Source organism: Streptomyces sp. NPDC090077 (genome assembly GCF_044747545.1).
Classification (GTDB): domain Bacteria; phylum Actinomycetota; class Actinomycetes; order Streptomycetales; family Streptomycetaceae; genus Streptomyces.
Genome location: NZ_JBIVEG010000002.1, coordinates 540516 through 556990 on the forward strand (window position 1 = coordinate 540516; position 16475 = coordinate 556990).

A 16475-nucleotide genomic window follows, 5' to 3' on the forward strand; every position below is an offset into this window, starting at 1 on the left:
GGAGTCATAGGGCCGAGGTCAGGCCTTGTGGGCCTTCTTCTTGCCGTCCCAGCCGTGGCCGGGCTTGCCGGGCATGTGGGGCTTGCCGGGCTTGCCGCCCTGGTGGGGCTTGCCCTGGGGGTGGTCACCGTTGCAGCCGCCGTGGTCGTGGTCCTGGCAGGGGGCGCAGGAGACGATCGTGACGGTGTTGCTGGTGGCGTTGGCGGGCTGTCCGTTCGGGCCGGTGCCGATCACCTTCGCGACGTCGGTGATCCTGCCGGACTCCATGTCGGCCTCGGTGGTGGTGTACGTGGCGGTGCAGATCGTCGACTCGCCCGGCGCCAGCGTGGTGGCCGGGCAGGAGACGGGCGGGTTGCCGGGGCCGATGTCGGTGACGCTGATGCCGGAGACCGGGACGGTGCCGACGTTGGTGACGGTGAACGTGTAGTGCAGGAGCTGGCCGGGAGCCGAGTAGGCGGTCTCCTCGACGTCCTTCTCCACCTTCAGCTTCGGCTGGGTGCCCACGGCCGGGACGCTGACCGGGTTGCTGGTGCCGGTGACCGGGGTCCCACCCGGAGTGGTGGTCGTCGCGGCCGCCACGTCGTCGACCTTGCCCGCCACGACATCGGCTGCCGTAGTGGTGTAGGTGGCGGTGCAGACCGTCGAGGCGCCCGGCGCCAGGGTGTCGACCGGGCAGGTCACCTTGGGGTCAGGGGTGCCCGGGGCGTTGTCGGTGACGTCGAGGTCGTTGAGGGTGGTCTGGCCGGTGTTGGTGACGGTGAAGTTGTAGTGCAGGGTCTGGCCGGCACCGGAGAAGCTCGACTCCAGAGCGGACTTGACGACCTTCATGCCCGCGTAGGGGACGGTGACCGTGTTACTGCCGCCGGTGACCGGGGTCCCGCCCGGGGTGGTGCCGTTGCCGGTCGCGGTGTTCACGACCTTCCCGGCGGTGACGTCGGCAGCCGTGGTGACGTGGCTGGCCGTGCACGTCGTCGACGCCCCCGGGGCCAGCGTGGTCACCGGGCAGGAGACCTGCGGGGTGCCGGGACCGTTGTCGGAGACCGTCAGCGAGGAGACGGGGACGGTACCGGTGTTGGTGACCAGGTAGCTGTAGTGGACGGTCTGGCCCACGGCCGTGAACGCGTCCTCGTCCGCTTCCTTGACGATCGTGATGCTGCGGGTGCCGTTGACCGGGATGGTCACGGTGCAGCCGCTGGCTGTGGCGCAGGAGCCGCCCTCGGCGGTCGGGGTCACGGTGTTGGCCAGGCTCAGGTTCCCGGCAGCGGGGTTGTTGACCTGCACCTGGTAGGTGATGGTCGCGACGGCCCCGCCCTGCAGGACGCCGGTCCAGTTCAGGTTGTTGCCGACGACCTGGGCGGTGCCGGAGGTGGCGGTGACCGATCCGGGGACGAGGGTGGCGTCGTCGAGGATGCCGGAGAGGTCGTCGGTGAAGTTGCCGTTGGCGACGGCGGTGCCGGTGTTGGTGACCTTCACCGTGTAGGTGACGGTGTCACCCGCGTTGACCGGCCCGGCGGTGGAGGCGGACTTCTCGACCGTGTAGGCGGGCGCCGGGCAGGTGCCGGCGTCTTGAGCAGAGGTGCCGCCGTAGAAGCCCACGGCCGGGGAGGCGATGATCGTCACCGGCAACGGATCCGTCGAGGGTGCGGTCGGCAGGCTGGTGAGCTGGATGATGTCGCCGCCGGAGCCGAAACCGTAGGGCAGGTTCCCTGACTGGGCCGCACCGAAGATCTGCGGCATCGTGCCGATCTGGGTGACGGTGTTGTCCGGGTGGATCCGGAAGACGGCCGAGGGGGTGCCGAAGTTCCCGCCGGCTGGCGTGGCGAAGGCGAGGATATCGCCGTCGTCCAGGGCCAGGAAGTCACCGGCGGAGGTGAAGCCCGCCGGGAACGACGCCGAGAAGTTGCTGCTCACGCCCGTCGCCGGGTCGATGACGTAGATCTGCGAGGTCGAGAACGAACCCGCCAGCAGTGTCCCGTCCGCACGGGCCGACAGCGCGTTGATGTTGCTGTACGGGGAGCCCGGGGTCGCGATCGAGGCGATCGGGCCGGTGATCTGCACGCTCGCGGTCTCCGCACCCGTCACGGGGTTCACCGTGTACAGGGTCGTCCCGGTCAGGCTGCCCGGGAAGCCCACCCCGTACAGGGTCGAGCCGTCCCCGGTGAAGGCGATGTCACCGTAGTCGTGCGCGAGCGGCGCCGAGGACAGCTGGTTCCCGTCCGAGTCGTACTGGAACAGCCGCCGCGCGTTGCCGCCCGTGTTGGCCCAGATCGGGCCGGGCGGACAGACCGCCTTCGTCGACCGGGACGCCTTCGCTCCCGGTGCCTTCGATCCGGACACCTGCTGCTTGCCCGCGGCGGGCCCGGTCGAGCCGACCGCCGTCCCGGCGCCCGTCGTCGCGAGCACCAGGGCCACAGCTGCGCCGATCAGCGCCCGCCGCATGCCCGACCTTCGGTCCTGAGCCATCTACCACTCCGGTTCATCATGATGGATTGACTGATTGCCCGGCTTGCCACCCCCGCTTCCCGAAGGGGCGGCCTGCCAGGCCCAGGCAGATCTATACAGAAACCCGAATAGGCCGGTCATTCAGACACGCCACAACAGACCGCGACACCCTCACGGAAAGACACTGAAAGGGTCAACGGCCACACAAAGAAGAAAGGCCGAAGAGTGAGAGACGGGGAAGTCGTCCACGATTCTGTGGGGAATTCAGGACGTAATGCGAAGCAAGTTCTCCGGTGCTTCGCATCGGGTATATCGACCCCGCCGATAATTGACTCCGGCGGAACCGGGAGGCGGAGCCGGCCCCGCTTGCCGGGGCACCTGCCTCCGGAGGCACGCGTCCGCCGGTCATGGCGAACCCTGGCCCCAGGGGCCGGAATCAGCACACCTGTCTGCAGGATCCGTCCCGCGGCCGCCTCCATCGGGTGAACGGCGCAAGGGACGTGCCGGTAACCCCCAGGGCGCCATGCACCCTTGAGCCGCCGACCTCGGACCCCGTCGGCATGCCAGCGGAAACAGAGTGATCAGATCCAAATGAAGCAAGCTTATTCAATTGAAGACGGCGACCTCGCGGAGTTCCTGACGCGCACTGGCTTCGGCAGGGCGAGCGTACGGTCTTCCCAGCCGGACGAGGATACGCGCATCACCCGGACCGGCACGGAATACCTGGTGCTTGACGACGCGCGATTCGGCTTTGACTTCTCGGCCGAACTCGAGGATATGAACGGAATCCTCCTCGCCATCATCCTTGCGGGATCCATTGAATACAGGAGGGGAAGGGTCCGGGAATTCACCTGCGGAGGCGACCTTGCACTGCTGTCACCGGGCCCGTTCCACGCCACCGTGCGGCGCATGCAGACCCTCGGCGTGATCATCGACCCCGCACTCGTGCGGAACACCGCCCCGGCCGGGTCGCAGCAGCACGAGCGGGGCGTCCGGTTCACCGCGTTCAGGCCCGGCTCCAAGCCCGGCGCGGAGCTCGTGAAGGCCTCGTTGCTCTACCTCCGCGACGGCGTCCTCGCCAACCCCCTGATGGCCCACGCGCCTTTGGTGGTGTCCTCGGCCTGCCAGACCCTCGCCCACGCGATCCTGGCCGCGTTCCCCAACGACGTGGTGGAGGCCGAGCCGAGCCTGACCGACACCCGCGACGCCGGTCCCGCCACCCTGCGGCGCGCGATCCGCTTCATCGAGGACAACGCCCACCGCGACCTGAAACTCGCCGACATCGCGCGGGCCGCACGCGTCACCCCCCGCTCGCTGCAGTACGCGTTCGCCCGCCACGGCGACACCACACCCCATGGCTACCTCAAGCGCGTACGGCTCGAGCGCGCCCACGCCGAGCTGAAGGCGGCACAGCCCGGCGGGGGCGAGTCGGTGGCGCGGATCGCCGCCCGCTGGGGATTCTCCAACGCCGGCCGCTTCACCACCGCCTACCGCACCACCTACGGAGTCAGCCCCTCCACCACCCTGCGGTACTGGTAGTCCGGGCATTTCCGGCAGGAGCGAGAGCGAAGTGCCGCCGCCGGTCCCGCTGCGGGCCCTGCGCCGAATTCAGATGCGGCGCAGGGTCACGGACGGTGGACTCCCGTAAGCCTCCCGGTAGAGTCCGGCGAAGCGGCCGGGATTGACGAATCGCCATTTACGGGCGATCTCGCCCACGGTGACCAGGTGGGGATCGCTCAGCAGGAGTTCGGCATGAGCACCCGCGAGCCTGACATTCCTCAGATACTCGACCGGGGTGATTGCGGAGTGTTTGAAGAAGGCGTACTGCACGGCTCGGGGGGACACATGAGCGGCTCGGGCGATTTCCGGGAGCCCGATGTCCCGGCGGGCGTTCTCCTCGATGAAAGCCGTCGCTTTCTTCCAGGTGCTCACCCGTGCCCGGTATCCCTCTGCCTCTCTCAGCTCGGTGCCCAGCTTATGGGGAAAGCAGTCAAGGACGAGGGCTGCCAGGAAATCGGCCGCACGCCTGCCGACGAGGCGTCCGGTGAGGACTTCCGCATCCGCCAGCGCCGCAAGGTAGGTGAATCCGGCTGCGAGCCGTGACTCCGCTGCCCGGGAAACGGGCCGGAAGCCGTCAAGCGGGCACTCCCCGTGCTCGTCCGCTCCCACGGCCCGAAGGAGGGCTGCCGCCTCGAGCAGGACAACGGTCTGACCGCACTCCACGCCGCGGCCGTGAAAGGGCCGGCCCGGCTGGTTCAGGAGCATGACGCCGCCGGGCCGGCAGGTTTCGAAGCCGGACTCGCGGCGCACGGAGAGGGAGCCGTGGTCGACGCTCACCAGACAAAGCTCCTCCATCCCCACCGCGTCGAATTCGAAGTTGTAACCGAGTTTCCAGCTGTCGACACCGATCTCGGGGAAACGCCGGCACGTGATGGAAGTAGCCGAACTTTCAGAATCACTGGACAGTTTGACCTTGCAATATTGGGAGGAGATGAACTCCTCCGCCACAGACAGACTACGGCTGTAAAAAGGCAGCTTGCCCACCGGGCTCTCCTCGTCGGCTCCCGCAATGCGAAACATCCGGAATCTCGCACAAGCCCCCGAAGCAGGGCAATATGCGTCCGCATCAACTGGAGGCGGGAAACCACGGAAAGAGACAAGAGGCGCAACCGGTTCGCACGGAAGCCTTAGCCGTCCACGTGCGCAGCCATCCGCCGATCAGGCGACAGGACACGAACCCATGAGACAGATCGCGCAGTTCCCCCGATGGACGCAATCCGAACCACGCCACCGCCCTGACTCCAGCCCTCCCGCACCGTTGTCTCGTTCCCAGTGCCTCGGCCCTCCGGCCCTGCTCCGGCATGCAGAGCCGCGTCCTCGCCCGCGAAGCCCTCCCGGTCCAACCTGCCCCACGGCCGTGCCGTGGCCCGTGCACCAGGACATGGCGGGTAAACCCCGCTGCTCAGTTCTGCGTGGAAATGCAGAAGGGGTGGCCTGCGGGGTCCAGCAGGACCCTGCGCTGATCGGGGTGCGGTTGGACAGGGGGTTCCGTGGCGCCCAGTGCGAGCATCCGTGTGTGGGCGGCGTCCAGGTCGTCGACGCCCAGTTCCATGTGGGCCTGTTTGCCCTGGGACGGGTCCGGCCAGATCGGACGCCGGTAATCGGCCACGCGGATGAAGCCCAGACCAGGTGCACCCTCCCGGCCGAGCAGGATGAAGTCATCGCTGGAGTAGACGACGGGCAAGCCGAGGGCTTCGCCGTAGAAGCGGGCCAGGTCGGCGGGATCCGGGCAGTCGAAGTCGACGGACAGCAAGCGGATCGTGGGTCCGGATGTGGGTTCGGTACTCATGAGGAGGACGCTATGACGGGACCAGGACAGGTCTGGTCCTGGTCATGGGTAACACTTTGGGATGTGATCCAGACCTCCGCCCGTCTGCTGCGACTGGTTTCGCTGCTGTCCACTCGACCGACTTGGACCTGCCGCGAGCTGGCCGAGCGAATGGCGGTCACCGACCGCACGCTCCGGCGGGACATCGCCCGGCTACGGGAGCTCGGCTACGGCATCGAGTCCGCCCCCGGACCCTGGGGCGGCTACCGCCTCGGCGGTGGCACCCGAGTGCCACCGCTGATCCTCGACGACGAGGAGGCGCTCGCCGTGGCCGTCGCGCTGCGAGAGGCCTCGCTCAGCGGCGTCCTGGGCGGCGACCAGGCCGCGCTGTCGGCGCTGTTGAAACTCGGGCAGGTCCTGCCGCCCCGAACCGCGGAACGGCTGGGGGAGATGGATGCGGCCTTCGTACACACTCCCAGGCCCGAAGGCCGTCAGATAGCGCCCGGCACGCTGCTGGAACTGGCCGCCGCCTGCCGTCGTGGCGAGCGCACCCGCCTTTCCTACCGCGATCATGCGGGGAAGGCCACTGTTCGGGACGTCGACCCCTACCGCCTGGTCCACACAGGCCACCGCTGGTACTTCGTCGCCCGCGACGTCACCCGAAACCAATGGCGGACATTCCGGGCCGACCGGGTGGTACAGGTACAGCCGACCGGACATACCGTCGAACTCGTCGACCCGCCCGACCCGGCGCTTCTCGTCTCCCAGTCCATCGCGGGCGTCGTGTACCCGCTCTATGCCACAGTCCGGCTGGCGCACCCCATGGCCCAGGCGCTACGGCTCGTCCCGCCCACGATCGGCACCCATCACCCGGACGGCCCCGATGCCACCATCGTCGAAATCGGCGGCAACGACGCCGACCAACTCGCCACCTACCTCCTCGGCCTGGGCACCACGCTACGGGTCCTGTCACCGGATGCCGTACGGGAGGCGCTGCTGCGCCGTACCCGGGACCTGTTCGAGGACAACGGGGGCGGTCACGGGTGTGAGACCGGTGAGCTCGCACGGGGCCGTCGGGAAACACCGCCAGGCCTCCCATGCGACCCGTTGAGGTCCCGTTCGTGGAGGGCCGCCGCACAGCCGTAGGCTGGCTCGATGGCTGGTGGATACACGTACGAGGTGGTGGGTGCGACGCGGAGCGGGCCGCCCCCTGCGGGGTTTCACTCCCTGCGGGTACGGACCAGGATCGGGAGCGGGCCGGCGCACTTCCGGCTGGCGGCGGAGGCCGTGCTCACCTGGCGGATGCACCGGGCTGTCGGTGTCCGGATCGACGCCGAGGACGAGCGTGCGGCGGAGGGCGGCCGGGTGCGTGTGAGCATCGGCCCGGTCCGGGCACCCTGCCGGGTGGTGTGGGCGGTGGAAGGCGACCGGTCCGCCGGATTCGCCTACGGCACCCTGCCCGGCCACCCGGAGTGCGGTGAGGAGGCCTTCGTCGTGGAACGGGAAGCCGATGACAGCGTGTGGCTGACGGTGACCGCGTTCAGCCGGCCGGCCGTGTGGTGGGCCCGCGCGGGCGGCCCGGTGACCCGGATCCTCCAGCGGGCCTACGCCCGGCGTTGCGGACTCGTCCTACGGCGAGCCTGCCGCCGCTCCGACCAGCGGTGACGGACGCCTCCCCCCAGGGGCCACCGCGGGGAAGGGACTGCCTCGCCGAAGACAGGACTCCGGCTCGGCGAAGCACCCCGGCTGCGCCCTCATCGGCGCCGCCCGTGCACAGATGCCCGTCCACCTCGCCCTGCGCTCCGCCCCCACCTCGCAGCTGCGGACGGTCCCGCTGCCCGCCGACCAGACCTCCCGCCGCCTGTTCGCCGCATGCGAGCGCCTCCACCGGGAAGACCTGCGCATCGCCGAGCGCACCCCGGGCCGGCGTGCCGAAGACCAGCGCCGCGACACCCGATCCTTCAGCGAGGAGGCCGCCGAGGAGATCCGCCTCACCCGTCAGCGCGTCTTCCGTGAACAGCAGGAAGAAGCCCGCCCGCGCCTGCGCCCGCTGCTTCGCCAGGCGTGCGAGGAAGGCTCGGCGCACGAGTGGAGCGACCTACTGCACCGGCACGAAGAACCCCGTCTCGACCTGGAAGGGGACGGCGACCTCCTGGAAGCCGCGACCCCCGAGACGTACCTCGCCGTCAGCAGGTACGACCTGCCCCACCGCGCAATCCGATCACTGACGCCCTACCGCAGCCCGCGCGTCCCCCTCGCCGACACGGACCTGGCCCGCATCCACCGGCTCCTTCTCGTCTCCGGCATGGCCCGGTACGTGGCCACCGGGCAGATCATCGACGGTCGACTCGACGCCGGGCCTCTCAGGACCCGCACAGGCACATCGTGGACCGGTGGCCGATGCTCGTGTTGCTCCGCGCAGCAGACCCCGCTACGTGGCGGCAGGGTCGTGAAGATGGGTGCCGGCCCCGATGCGCCGGGCTGGGGCGCCAGGTGATGGTGGGGATCTGGAGCACTCTCGGTTCGGGGCGGCCCTTGTGGGACGCGGGTGCTCGCGGCAGCACCTGCGAACGGAGCCGCGCCGATGACGCCCCCGCTCCCGTCCCTCCATCCCTCCGGCACCGGCCGGGCGGCCCCGCCATGAGTGCCACCGCGTGGCTGGCAGTTGCGGTGTTCGCTGCCGTCTACGTGCTGATCGCCACGGAGAAGGTCCACCGGGTCGCCGCGGCCCTGGGCGGAGCGGTCGTCATGCTCCTGATCGGCGCGACGAGCCCGGAGCACGCGTTCTTCTCCGAGGTGGCCGGGATCGACTGGAACGTTGTCTTCCTGCTGCTGGGCATGATGCTGATCGTCTCCGTCCTCAAGCGCACCGGCCTGTTCGAGTTCGTCGCGATCTGGGCCGCCAAGCGCTCGCACGGACGCCCGTACCGGCTGATGGTGCTCCTGATCCTCGCGACCGCGTTCCTGTCGGCGTGGCTGGACAACGTCACCACCGTCCTGCTGATCGCCCCGGTCACCATCGCGGTCTGCACCAAACTCGGCGTCCCCGTCGTTCCGTACCTGATCGCCGAGGTGATGGCCTGCAACATCGGCGGCGCGGCCACTCTGATCGGCGACCCTCCGAACATCATGATCGGATCCCGCGCGGACCTGTCGTTCAACGACTTCCTCCTCCACATGGCACCGATCACCACCGTGCTGATCGTGGTGTTCGCGGTGCTGGCCCGCTGGATGTTCCGTGGCGCGTTCTCCTACGACCCCGAGCGGGCCGCGCACGTCATGGCCATGCGGGAGCGGGACGCCATCACCGACGGCCGGCTGCTGGCCGTCAGCGGCATCGTCGTCATGATCGTGATGGCCTGCTTCGTCCTGCACACCACCTTGCACCTGGAGCCCTCGGTAGTGGCGATCTCCGGAGGGCTGGTCCTCCTGGCTGTCTCCCGGCTGAACGCCCGCAAGGTCGTGGCCGATGTCGAATGGGAAACCCTGGCGTTCTTCGCCGGCCTGTTCGTGATGGTCGGCGCACTGGTGCAGACGGGCATCCTCACCGACCTCGGGCAGGCCGCGGCCCGAGCGCTCGACGGCAACCTGTTCGGCGCCTCCATGGCTCTCCTGTTCGGGTCGATCGTGCCGTCCGCGGTCATCGACAACATCCCCTTCGTCGCCTCGACCAGCCCGATCGTCTCCGAGATCGTCACCGCCTCCGGAGGCAACGGGCAGGCCCAGGTGCTGTGGTGGTCCTTCGCGCTGGGCGCGGACCTGGCCGGTAACGCCACGATCATCGCCTCCTCCGCCAACGTCGTCACCGTCGGCATCGCCGACCGCGCCGGACACCACATCTCCTTCTGGCAGTTCAGCCGCTACGGCCTGGTCGTCACCGCCGTCACGACGGTGCTGGCCGGGGTGTACGTGTGGCTGCGCTACTTCACCCTCGCCTGAGTACGGAAAGGAGGTACGGACCATGACGGATTCCGATGACGAGAGGATCGCCGACATCGAGGCGCTGCTGTGGCACGACGATCCCCGCTTCGCCCGCGGCCTGGGCAAGGGCCGCCCCCGGCGGCCCCGCGAGTACCGGCGCGGCCGGGCCTGGCTGGCCATGGCCCTGGCGCTGGCCGCCGTGGTCACCGGAGCCCTCGTACCGCACGGGCTGGTGCTGGCGGCCGGCCTGATCATGGCCGCCCTCGCGGTGAACCTCTTCGACACCACACGCCGGCGCAGGCCCTGAAGGCATGCCCGTGACGTTGCAGCAGCTGTACCTGGTCCTGCTGGTGGGCGGCGTCGTCCTGATGGCCGGCATCGCCGCCTCCCGGGCCGCGCACCGGCTCGGCCTGCCGAGCCTGCTGCTGTTCCTCGCGGTCGGGGTGCTCGCGGGCGAGGACGTGATCGGCATCGAGTTCGACGACGCGCAGCTCGCCCGGTCCCTGGGCACCGCCGGACTCGCCGTCATCCTCGTCGAGGGCGGCCTGAGCACCCACTGGCCCGACGTCAGGCGTCTGCTGGCACCGGCCGGTGTCCTCGCCACCGCCGCCGTCGCCGTGTCCGTGGCCGTCACGGGTGCCGGCGCCCACTACCTCCTGGGCATGGACTGGCACCTGGCCCTGCTCCTGGGCGCGATCGTCTTCGCCGTCCTACGCTCGCTGCCCCTGCCGCGGAAGACCACCGGGCTGCTGGAGGCGGAGTCCGGGTTCAACGACGCCCCCACCATCGTCCTGGTGCTGGTCTTCTCCACCGCGGCGGCGGATCTCCCCGGCCCTGCCGCGATCCTCGGCAACGTTCTCTACCAGCTGGTCGTGGGCGGCCTGCTCGGGCTCGTCACAGGCCGGATCGGGGTCGCGGCACTGCGGCACATCGCCCTGCCGGCCACCGGCCTGTACCCGTTGGCCACCGTCGGGTTCGGCATCATCGCCTTCGCCGCCGGCGGCTTCGTCAACGCCAGCGGCATCATCGCCGCCCACCTCGCCGGCGCCCCCGGACGTCTTGGACGCCGACCTGCTGACCGTGACCATCCCGCCCGGCTCACGCCTCCACGGCGTCGCCGTCTTCGCACTGCGTCTTCCCGCTCCGACGGTGATCACCCTCCTCGTCCGCGACGGCGTCACCCATGTCCCAGGCCCCGACACGGTCCTCGCGGCCGGTGACCAACTTCTCCTCGTCACCACCCAGGTGACCCGGCAAGCCACCGAACGCAGGCTGCGCGCCGTCGGCCGCCGAGGCAAACTCGCCCGCTGGTTCGGCGAACACGGCAGATCCGAACCAGTGGGCACTGACTCACATGGGCCGTGTCCGACCAGGTCGAAAACCCGGAGAGCACCTCCGTGTCATCGGGCTCCGTCCCTCACCCTTCCGAGGGAGGCCAGGGCGGCCAGCAGGCATCCTGCCACCGCGACGATTCCGGCGACGGCGGTCAAGGCCAGGCTGACCTGCGGCGCGGCCCCGGCCAGGCGCGGAACCGCATTGAGGGGTGCTACGGCGTAGACGGCGATGAGGGCCCAGCCGTAGGCGCGCAGGGGTCTGAGTCTGGCGGGCAGGCGGGCCGGCGCCCAGCCGACGGCAATCGCGACCCCGGCGGGCAGCAGAGTGAGGGAGAAGATCGTCAAACCGATCCACTGCCAGTTCATCGCGGATAGTTCCTCTGGGGTTTCGGGGGCAGTTCATGGAGTGGTGTCACTGGCAGGCGGCCGTGGCCATGACGAAGTGTGCTGCGTCGCCGCAGCAGGACCCCGGCGATCAGTCAGGCGACACGGGTCACCGACCGCCGCGACCGGCGGCGACCTTGAAAGCCAGGTACGCAAAGGTCGCCGGCCATAGGACGATCAGCAGGGTGAGGGTGACCGCGCTGGAGACCGGGTCGCGTTCGGTGTCCCGGCGCCAGCCCGGGTGACGGGCCAGAAGGCGGGGCAAACGGTGGGCGAAGCCGACCGCGCCGCCGAGGTAGACAGCCAGGGCGGCGAGCAGCAGTACGGTCTCCCGGCTGGTGATCGCCGCCCAGGTGTCGTCGTTCACACGCGGCCGGCCGGGTCCTGTGCCTGGTCCTTGAGTTCCTCCGGCGAGCCCGGCTGGGACGGCACCGCGGCCAGGACCGGCCGTGGCGGCGTGCGGCGGTTGGCGATCCACGCGGCCACGGGTTCGGTGTAGCGGGCGGTCAGCGGGCCGACCACCACGAGGATCAGCACGTACGCGGTGGCGAGCGGTCCCATGGCGGGCTCGATGCCGGCCGTGACGGCGAGGCCGGCGATGACGATGGAGAACTCGCCGCGGGCCACCAGGGTGCCGCCGGCCCGCCAGCGGCCCTTGACCCCGACGCCGGCGCGCTTCGCCGCCCAGTACCCGGTGGCGATCTTCGTGGCCGCCGTGACCACGGCGAGGGCGAGCGCGGGCAGCAGGACCGGCGGGATGCTCGCGGGATCGGTGTGCAGGCCGAAGAAGACGAAGAACACGGCGGCGAACAGGTCCCGTAGCGGGCTCAGCAGCGTGTGAGTGCCTTCGGCGACCTCCCCGGAGAGGGCGATGCCGACGAGGAACGCGCCGACGGCGGCGGAGACCTGGAGCTGCTGGGCGATACCTGCGACCAGCAGGGTCAGGCCGAGGACGACCAGGAGGAGCTTCTCGGGGTCGTCGCTGGAGACGAAGCGGGAGATGTGGCGTCCGTAGCGGACCGCGACGAACAGCACTGCTCCGGCGACGCCGAGGGCGATGGCCAGGGTCGCGCTGCCGGCGGCCAGGCTGACCCCGGCGAGGAGGGCGGTGATGATCGGCAGGTAGACGGCCATGGCCAGGTCTTCGAGGACCAGGATGGACAGGATCACGGGGGTCTCGCGGTTGCCGACCCGGCCGAGGTCGCCCATTACCTTGGCGATGACCCCGGAGGAGGAGATCCAGGTGACCCCGGCCAGGACCACGGCGGCCACCGGACCCCAGCCCATCAGCAGGGCGGCGACCGCACCCGGTACGGCGTTCAGGCCGAAGTCGACCAGCCCCGCCGGGTACTGGGTCTTGAGGTTGGACACCAGGTCCGAGGCGGTGTACTCCAGGCCCAGCATCAGCAGCAGGAGGATGACGCCGATCTCGGCGCCGATTGCGACGAACTCCTCACTGGCGGGCAGCGGAAGGATTCCTCCGGTGCCGAAGGCAAGCCCGGCCAGGAGGTAGAGGGGGATCGGCGAGAACTTCAGGCGGCCGGCGACTCGGCCGAGCAGGCCCAGCCCCAGGATGATCGCGCCGAACTCGATCAGGAAGAGAGCGGAATGCACAGGCGATCACTCCCGTCCGAGTATGGAGGCGGCGGCCTCGACGCCCTCGCGGGTGCCGATCACGATGAGGGTGTCCCCACCGGCGAGACGGAAGTCGGGCGCGGGGGAGGGGCGGGCTTCCGCCCGGCGCAGCACGGCCACGATCGAGACGCCGGTCTCGGTCCGCATGCGGGTCTCGCCCAGCACCCGGCCGTTCCAGTACGAGTGCCCGGACAGCTCGATCCGCTCGGCCACCAGCCCCAGACCGGTGGTGTGCAGGACGCTGGGGCTGTGGTGGGCGGGCATCAGCGCGTCGATCAGCGAGGCCGTCTCCGCGCCCGTCAGGTGCAGGGACTGGGCGCAGGCGTCGGTGTCGTCGGCCCGGTAGAGGTTCACGGTCCGGGTGCCGTCGCGGTGCGCGACCACCGACAGGTGGCGGTGTTCGCGGGTGGTGAGGTCGTACTGGACCCCGATGCCGGGCAGTGGTGTGGTGCTCATCCGTGGAGCAGGCACAGCTGTCCCCCTCGTGTTCGCTTGCGTACGTGCTGCGGCTGCGGCAGGCGCTTGGTCTCGGGCAGGAGAGGGCCGCCGGCCGGCCCCATCGTGCCACCTTTCGCGTGTCCGAAATATGGGTGTCGGCACGGATGGACAGCGGCCTTTCACTAGGGTGAGGATGGGGCGGGGAAGTGGGTTCCGTTGCAGGTCAGAGCGCCTGGAGGCGAGGCGGCCGGGCGACCGTGGCGGATGTGCTGGGGGACCGGCTGGAAAGGTGTGTGGCCGTGTCGTTGTACTGGCGGATCTTCCTGCTGAATGCCGGAGTCCTGGCCCTCTCGGTGGCTTTGCTGCTCGGTCCGGTCACCGTGTCCACGCCGGTCCTGTTCGGGGAGGCGCTCGTGCTCCTCGGCGGGCTGGCCGCGATGCTGGTCATCAACGCGGTCCTCCTGCGGGTCGGCCTGGCCCCGCTCGCCCGCCTGAACCGGGCGATGGCCACCGCCGACCTCCTCAACCCCGGAACCCGGCCGGCCGTCACCGGCGGCGGGGAGGTCGCCGCCCTCACCCAGACCTTCAACGCCATGCTCGACCGCCTCGAAGCCGAACGGGCCACCAGCAGCGGCCGGGTCCTCACCGCACTGGAGGGCGAACGCAAACGCATCGCCCAGGAGCTCCACGACGAGATCGGCCAGACCCTCACGGCCGTCCTCCTCCAGCTCAAGTACGCCGCCGACCGCGCCCCCGAGCCGGTCCGCACCGACCTGCACCAGGCCCAGGAGACCACCCGCGCCAGCCTGGACGAGATCCGCCGCATCGCCCGCCGCCTGCGCCCCGGCGTCCTGGAGGAACTCGGCCTCCACAGTGCGCTGCGCTCCCTGGCCGCCGAGTTCACCACCCCCCGCCTGGGCGTCACCGCGCACATCACCCCCGGCCTGCCCCACCTGGACCCGGCCGCCGAGCTCGTCCTCTACCGCGTCGCGCAGGAGGGCCTGACCAACGCCGCCCGCCACTCCGGCGCCACCCGCGTCGAGGTCCACCTCCGGCCCCTTCACCGCGGCGGCGTAGAACTGCTGGTCCGGGACAACGGGCGCGGCCTCGGCGAGGCGCCCGAAGGCGCCGGCATCCGAGGCATGCGCGAACGCGCCCTGCTCATCGGCGCCGAACTCTCCGTCGGCCCCGGCCCGCACGGCGGCACCGAGGTCCGCCTCGACATCCACGACACCACGGGGGCCGCAGCATGACCCAGCCCGCGCCCGGGCCCGCCCGTATCCTGCTCGCCGACGACCACACCCTCGTCCGGCGCGGCGTACGCCTCATCCTGGACGCCGAACCCGATCTGAGCGTGGTCGCCGAGGCCGCCGACGGCGCCGAAGCCGTCGCGCAGGCCCGCGATCTCGACGTCGACCTGGCCGTCCTCGACATCGCGATGCCCCGCCAGACCGGCCTGCAGGCCGCCCGGGAACTCGCCCGGATCCGGCCCGGACTGCGGATCCTGATGCTCACCATGTACGACAACGAGCAGTACTTCTTCGAGGCGCTGCGCGCCGGTGCCTCGGGCTACGTCCTCAAGTCCGTGGCCGACCGCGACCTCGTCGAAGCCTGCCGCGCAGCCCTGCGGGACGAACCCTTCATCTACCCCGGCGCGGAGACCACCCTCATCCGCACCTACCTCGACCGGGCCCGCAACGGTGGCCCGATCCCGGAGCGGCACATCACCGAACGCGAGGAGGAGATCCTCAAACTCGTCGCCGAAGGGCACAGTTCCAAGGAGATCGGCGACCTCCTCGTCATCAGCCCCAAGACCGTGGAGCGCCACCGCGCCAACCTGCTGCAGAAACTCGGCCTGCGCGACCGCCTCGAACTCACCCGCTACGCGATCCGGGTCGGCCTCATCGAGCCGTAGCCGTTGCGGCCCCGGCGTGCACCGGGGGATGCGCCGAACTCTGCACACCGTAGTGCTGCCTGTGCCCGCGCTTCGTGCCTGGGTGCGGCGGCGTCCAAGCGACTTCGACCCGGGGGAGGAAGTCTGTGCGTCACGACGACGAGCCGGTCTTCATACGCAGTAGATGGGGAACCAGCCGCTACACCTACAACCCGCGCAACCCCGTCGGCCTCGCCCTCATCATCATCACTCTGCTCTTCGCCGGGGTGATGATGATCCTCATGGCCAACCGTGCCGGGCCGTTCGCACCGACACCCGCCAAAGAACCGTGGAACCCGCCGGCCTATGAGCACTCCTGGCAGCCCACTTTCCCGACGAGCACCCCGCAGGGCGCCCCGTGATGCGGATACGGAACTGGCGGCGCCACGTGGTATCGATCCTGGTGTGGTGGGCACTCATCACGCTCGTACTGGCCCTGGCGGGCGTGGCCGGGGGCCAGCCGGTGACCCTGCCTGGGTGTGCTGCCGCGGCGGCCTTCTTGCTCGCGCTGGGTGAAGCCGGGCACTGGCTGAGGCAGCGGCTGCGGATCAGGCGGGCCAGGTGACGCACCGAGAAACGGTGCCCCAGCCGATGGTGGTCTGCGGTGACGACGCGCTCGCCATACGGCTGGCGGGCGAGCTCCACGACATCTACCGCCAGCCCGTCACACTCCTCGTGCCCGATGCCGACACGATCGGCCCCGAGCCCCCACCCACCACGCGCATCGTGGAAGCCGACGCCCCGGACGCCGCAGCCCTGCGCGAGGCCGGCGCCGCGCAGGCGGAGGCGCTCGCGCTGGTCTACGGACGACGTCGGGCCGCACCTCTCGGATGTCGAGCAGGACCAGGGCGCGCGTGTGAGGTTCGCCCAGTGCAGGTCTGCGTGTCCGGTCGTCGTCTGACGGATCTGGACGGGGTCGATGCCGAGGAAGCGGCGGAAGTTCCGGTCGACCCAGTTCTGCCGTACGGACTCCCGGTCGGTGGGCACCGTCGCGAGCGTGCCTAGCGCGGACTTCAGCTCCCACAGCCATCCGCCCGCCTTGTCCACCTCGGCGGAGACG

The 16475-nt window shown here is 70.2% G+C and carries 18 protein-coding genes and 1 pseudogene; 12 read left to right on the forward strand and 7 right to left on the reverse strand.

The window, feature by feature from the left end:
* Positions 1-18: 18 nt before the first annotated feature.
* Entirely contained in the window at positions 19-2463 is a 2445-nt protein-coding gene (locus ACIPW5_RS06715) for a hypothetical protein (RefSeq protein WP_401241268.1), read from the reverse strand.
* Between the two features lie 888 nt (positions 2464-3351).
* Between ACIPW5_RS06715 and ACIPW5_RS06720 the strand changes: the two genes are divergently transcribed.
* Entirely contained in the window at positions 3352-3981 is a 630-nt protein-coding gene (locus ACIPW5_RS06720; protein ID WP_401241271.1) for a helix-turn-helix transcriptional regulator, read from the forward strand.
* A 69-nt stretch (positions 3982-4050) separates the two neighbouring features.
* Here ACIPW5_RS06720 and ACIPW5_RS06725 read toward each other — a convergent pair whose 3' ends face one another.
* Entirely contained in the window at positions 4051-4986 is a 936-nt protein-coding gene (locus ACIPW5_RS06725; RefSeq protein ID WP_401241274.1) for a helix-turn-helix transcriptional regulator, read from the reverse strand.
* Positions 4987-5404: 418 nt separating this feature from the next.
* Positions 5405-5791, reverse strand: a complete 387-nt coding sequence (locus ACIPW5_RS06730; protein WP_401241276.1) for a VOC family protein — start codon at positions 5789-5791, stop codon at positions 5405-5407.
* 63 nt (positions 5792-5854) lie between these two features.
* On the opposite strand from ACIPW5_RS06730, the gene ACIPW5_RS06735 reads away from it, so the two are divergent.
* The 6 genes and pseudogenes from ACIPW5_RS06735 to ACIPW5_RS06760 all read left to right on the forward strand — a co-directional run.
* The gene (locus tag ACIPW5_RS06735; protein WP_401241278.1) at positions 5855-6916 is read left to right on the forward strand and encodes a helix-turn-helix transcriptional regulator; all 1062 of its coding nucleotides are present in this window, start codon (positions 5855-5857) and stop codon (positions 6914-6916) included.
* Between the two features lie 9 nt (positions 6917-6925).
* The gene (locus tag ACIPW5_RS06740; protein WP_401241281.1) at positions 6926-7435 is read left to right on the forward strand and encodes a DUF1990 family protein; all 510 of its coding nucleotides are present in this window, start codon (positions 6926-6928) and stop codon (positions 7433-7435) included.
* Positions 7436-7547: 112 nt separating this feature from the next.
* Entirely contained in the window at positions 7548-8267 is a 720-nt protein-coding gene (locus ACIPW5_RS06745) for a hypothetical protein (protein WP_401241282.1), read from the forward strand.
* Positions 8268-8410: 143 nt separating this feature from the next.
* Positions 8411-9709 carry an ArsB/NhaD family transporter gene (locus tag ACIPW5_RS06750; protein ID WP_401241285.1) on the forward strand — a complete coding sequence of 433 codons (1299 nt, stop codon included), beginning with the start codon at positions 8411-8413 and terminating at the stop codon, positions 9707-9709.
* A 22-nt stretch (positions 9710-9731) separates the two neighbouring features.
* Positions 9732-9998 (forward strand): DUF3040 domain-containing protein, encoded by a 267-nt coding sequence (locus ACIPW5_RS06755; RefSeq protein ID WP_401241288.1) that lies wholly within the window; start codon positions 9732-9734, stop codon positions 9996-9998.
* Between the two features lie 10 nt (positions 9999-10008).
* Positions 10009-11032, forward strand: a pseudogene (locus ACIPW5_RS06760) (cation:proton antiporter); the annotation flags it as partial.
* 59 nt (positions 11033-11091) lie between these two features.
* On the opposite strand, the gene ACIPW5_RS06765 reads toward ACIPW5_RS06760, so the two are convergent.
* From ACIPW5_RS06765 to ACIPW5_RS06780, 4 genes are all read right to left on the reverse strand, one after another.
* Complete coding sequence (locus ACIPW5_RS06765; RefSeq protein WP_401241289.1) at positions 11092-11391, reverse strand: hypothetical protein; 300 nt, start codon at positions 11389-11391, stop codon at positions 11092-11094.
* Positions 11392-11518: 127 nt separating this feature from the next.
* On the reverse strand, positions 11519-11776 hold the full coding sequence (locus tag ACIPW5_RS06770; RefSeq protein ID WP_401241291.1) for a hypothetical protein: 258 nt from the start codon (positions 11774-11776) through the stop codon (positions 11519-11521).
* Positions 11773-13023 carry a cation:proton antiporter gene (locus ACIPW5_RS06775; RefSeq protein ID WP_401241293.1) on the reverse strand — a complete coding sequence of 417 codons (1251 nt, stop codon included), beginning with the start codon at positions 13021-13023 and terminating at the stop codon, positions 11773-11775. The genes ACIPW5_RS06770 and ACIPW5_RS06775 overlap by 4 nt, the downstream gene beginning before the upstream one ends.
* 6 nt (positions 13024-13029) lie before the next feature.
* Positions 13030-13500 (reverse strand): cation:proton antiporter regulatory subunit, encoded by a 471-nt coding sequence (locus tag ACIPW5_RS06780; protein WP_401241296.1) that lies wholly within the window; start codon positions 13498-13500, stop codon positions 13030-13032.
* A 281-nt stretch (positions 13501-13781) separates the two neighbouring features.
* Between ACIPW5_RS06780 and ACIPW5_RS06785 the strand changes: the two genes are divergently transcribed.
* The 5 genes from ACIPW5_RS06785 to ACIPW5_RS06805 all read left to right on the forward strand — a co-directional run bounded on the left by ACIPW5_RS06785 (position 13782) and on the right by ACIPW5_RS06805 (position 16420).
* Positions 13782-14735 carry a sensor histidine kinase gene (locus tag ACIPW5_RS06785; RefSeq protein ID WP_401241299.1) on the forward strand — a complete coding sequence of 318 codons (954 nt, stop codon included), beginning with the start codon at positions 13782-13784 and terminating at the stop codon, positions 14733-14735.
* Positions 14732-15397: a response regulator gene (locus tag ACIPW5_RS06790; RefSeq protein WP_401241300.1), complete on the forward strand. Its 666-nt coding sequence runs from the start codon at positions 14732-14734 to the stop codon at positions 15395-15397. The genes ACIPW5_RS06785 and ACIPW5_RS06790 overlap by 4 nt, the downstream gene beginning before the upstream one ends.
* A gap of 125 nt (positions 15398-15522) precedes the next feature.
* Complete coding sequence (locus ACIPW5_RS06795) at positions 15523-15777, forward strand: hypothetical protein (RefSeq protein WP_401241303.1); 255 nt, start codon at positions 15523-15525, stop codon at positions 15775-15777.
* A complete protein-coding gene (locus ACIPW5_RS06800) occupies positions 15777-15980 on the forward strand; it encodes a hypothetical protein (RefSeq protein WP_401241305.1) in 204 nt (67 codons plus the stop codon). Before ACIPW5_RS06795 ends, ACIPW5_RS06800 begins: the two co-directional genes overlap by 1 nt.
* A complete protein-coding gene (locus ACIPW5_RS06805) occupies positions 15977-16420 on the forward strand; it encodes a hypothetical protein (protein WP_401241307.1) in 444 nt (147 codons plus the stop codon). The genes ACIPW5_RS06800 and ACIPW5_RS06805 overlap by 4 nt, the downstream gene beginning before the upstream one ends.
* Positions 16421-16475: the final 55 nt, after the last annotated feature.

Coding starts and splice junctions, on each gene's coding strand:
- ACIPW5_RS06715 (WP_401241268.1), bottom strand. CDS start 2,463: ATGGCTCAGGACCGAAGGTCGGGCATGCGGCGGGCGCTGATCGGCGCA.
- ACIPW5_RS06720 (WP_401241271.1), top strand. CDS start 3,352: ATGCAGACCCTCGGCGTGATCATCGACCCCGCACTCGTGCGGAACACC.
- ACIPW5_RS06730 (WP_401241276.1), bottom strand. CDS start 5,791: ATGAGTACCGAACCCACATCCGGACCCACGATCCGCTTGCTGTCCGTC.
- ACIPW5_RS06740 (WP_401241281.1), top strand. CDS start 6,926: ATGGCTGGTGGATACACGTACGAGGTGGTGGGTGCGACGCGGAGCGGG.
- ACIPW5_RS06745 (WP_401241282.1), top strand. CDS start 7,548: ATGCCCGTCCACCTCGCCCTGCGCTCCGCCCCCACCTCGCAGCTGCGG.
- ACIPW5_RS06750 (WP_401241285.1), top strand. CDS start 8,411: ATGAGTGCCACCGCGTGGCTGGCAGTTGCGGTGTTCGCTGCCGTCTAC.
- ACIPW5_RS06755 (WP_401241288.1), top strand. CDS start 9,732: ATGACGGATTCCGATGACGAGAGGATCGCCGACATCGAGGCGCTGCTG.
- ACIPW5_RS06765 (WP_401241289.1), bottom strand. CDS start 11,391: ATGAACTGGCAGTGGATCGGTTTGACGATCTTCTCCCTCACTCTGCTG.
- ACIPW5_RS06780 (WP_401241296.1), bottom strand. CDS start 13,500: ATGAGCACCACACCACTGCCCGGCATCGGGGTCCAGTACGACCTCACC.
- ACIPW5_RS06790 (WP_401241300.1), top strand. CDS start 14,732: ATGACCCAGCCCGCGCCCGGGCCCGCCCGTATCCTGCTCGCCGACGAC.
- ACIPW5_RS06800 (WP_401241305.1), top strand. CDS start 15,777: ATGCGGATACGGAACTGGCGGCGCCACGTGGTATCGATCCTGGTGTGG.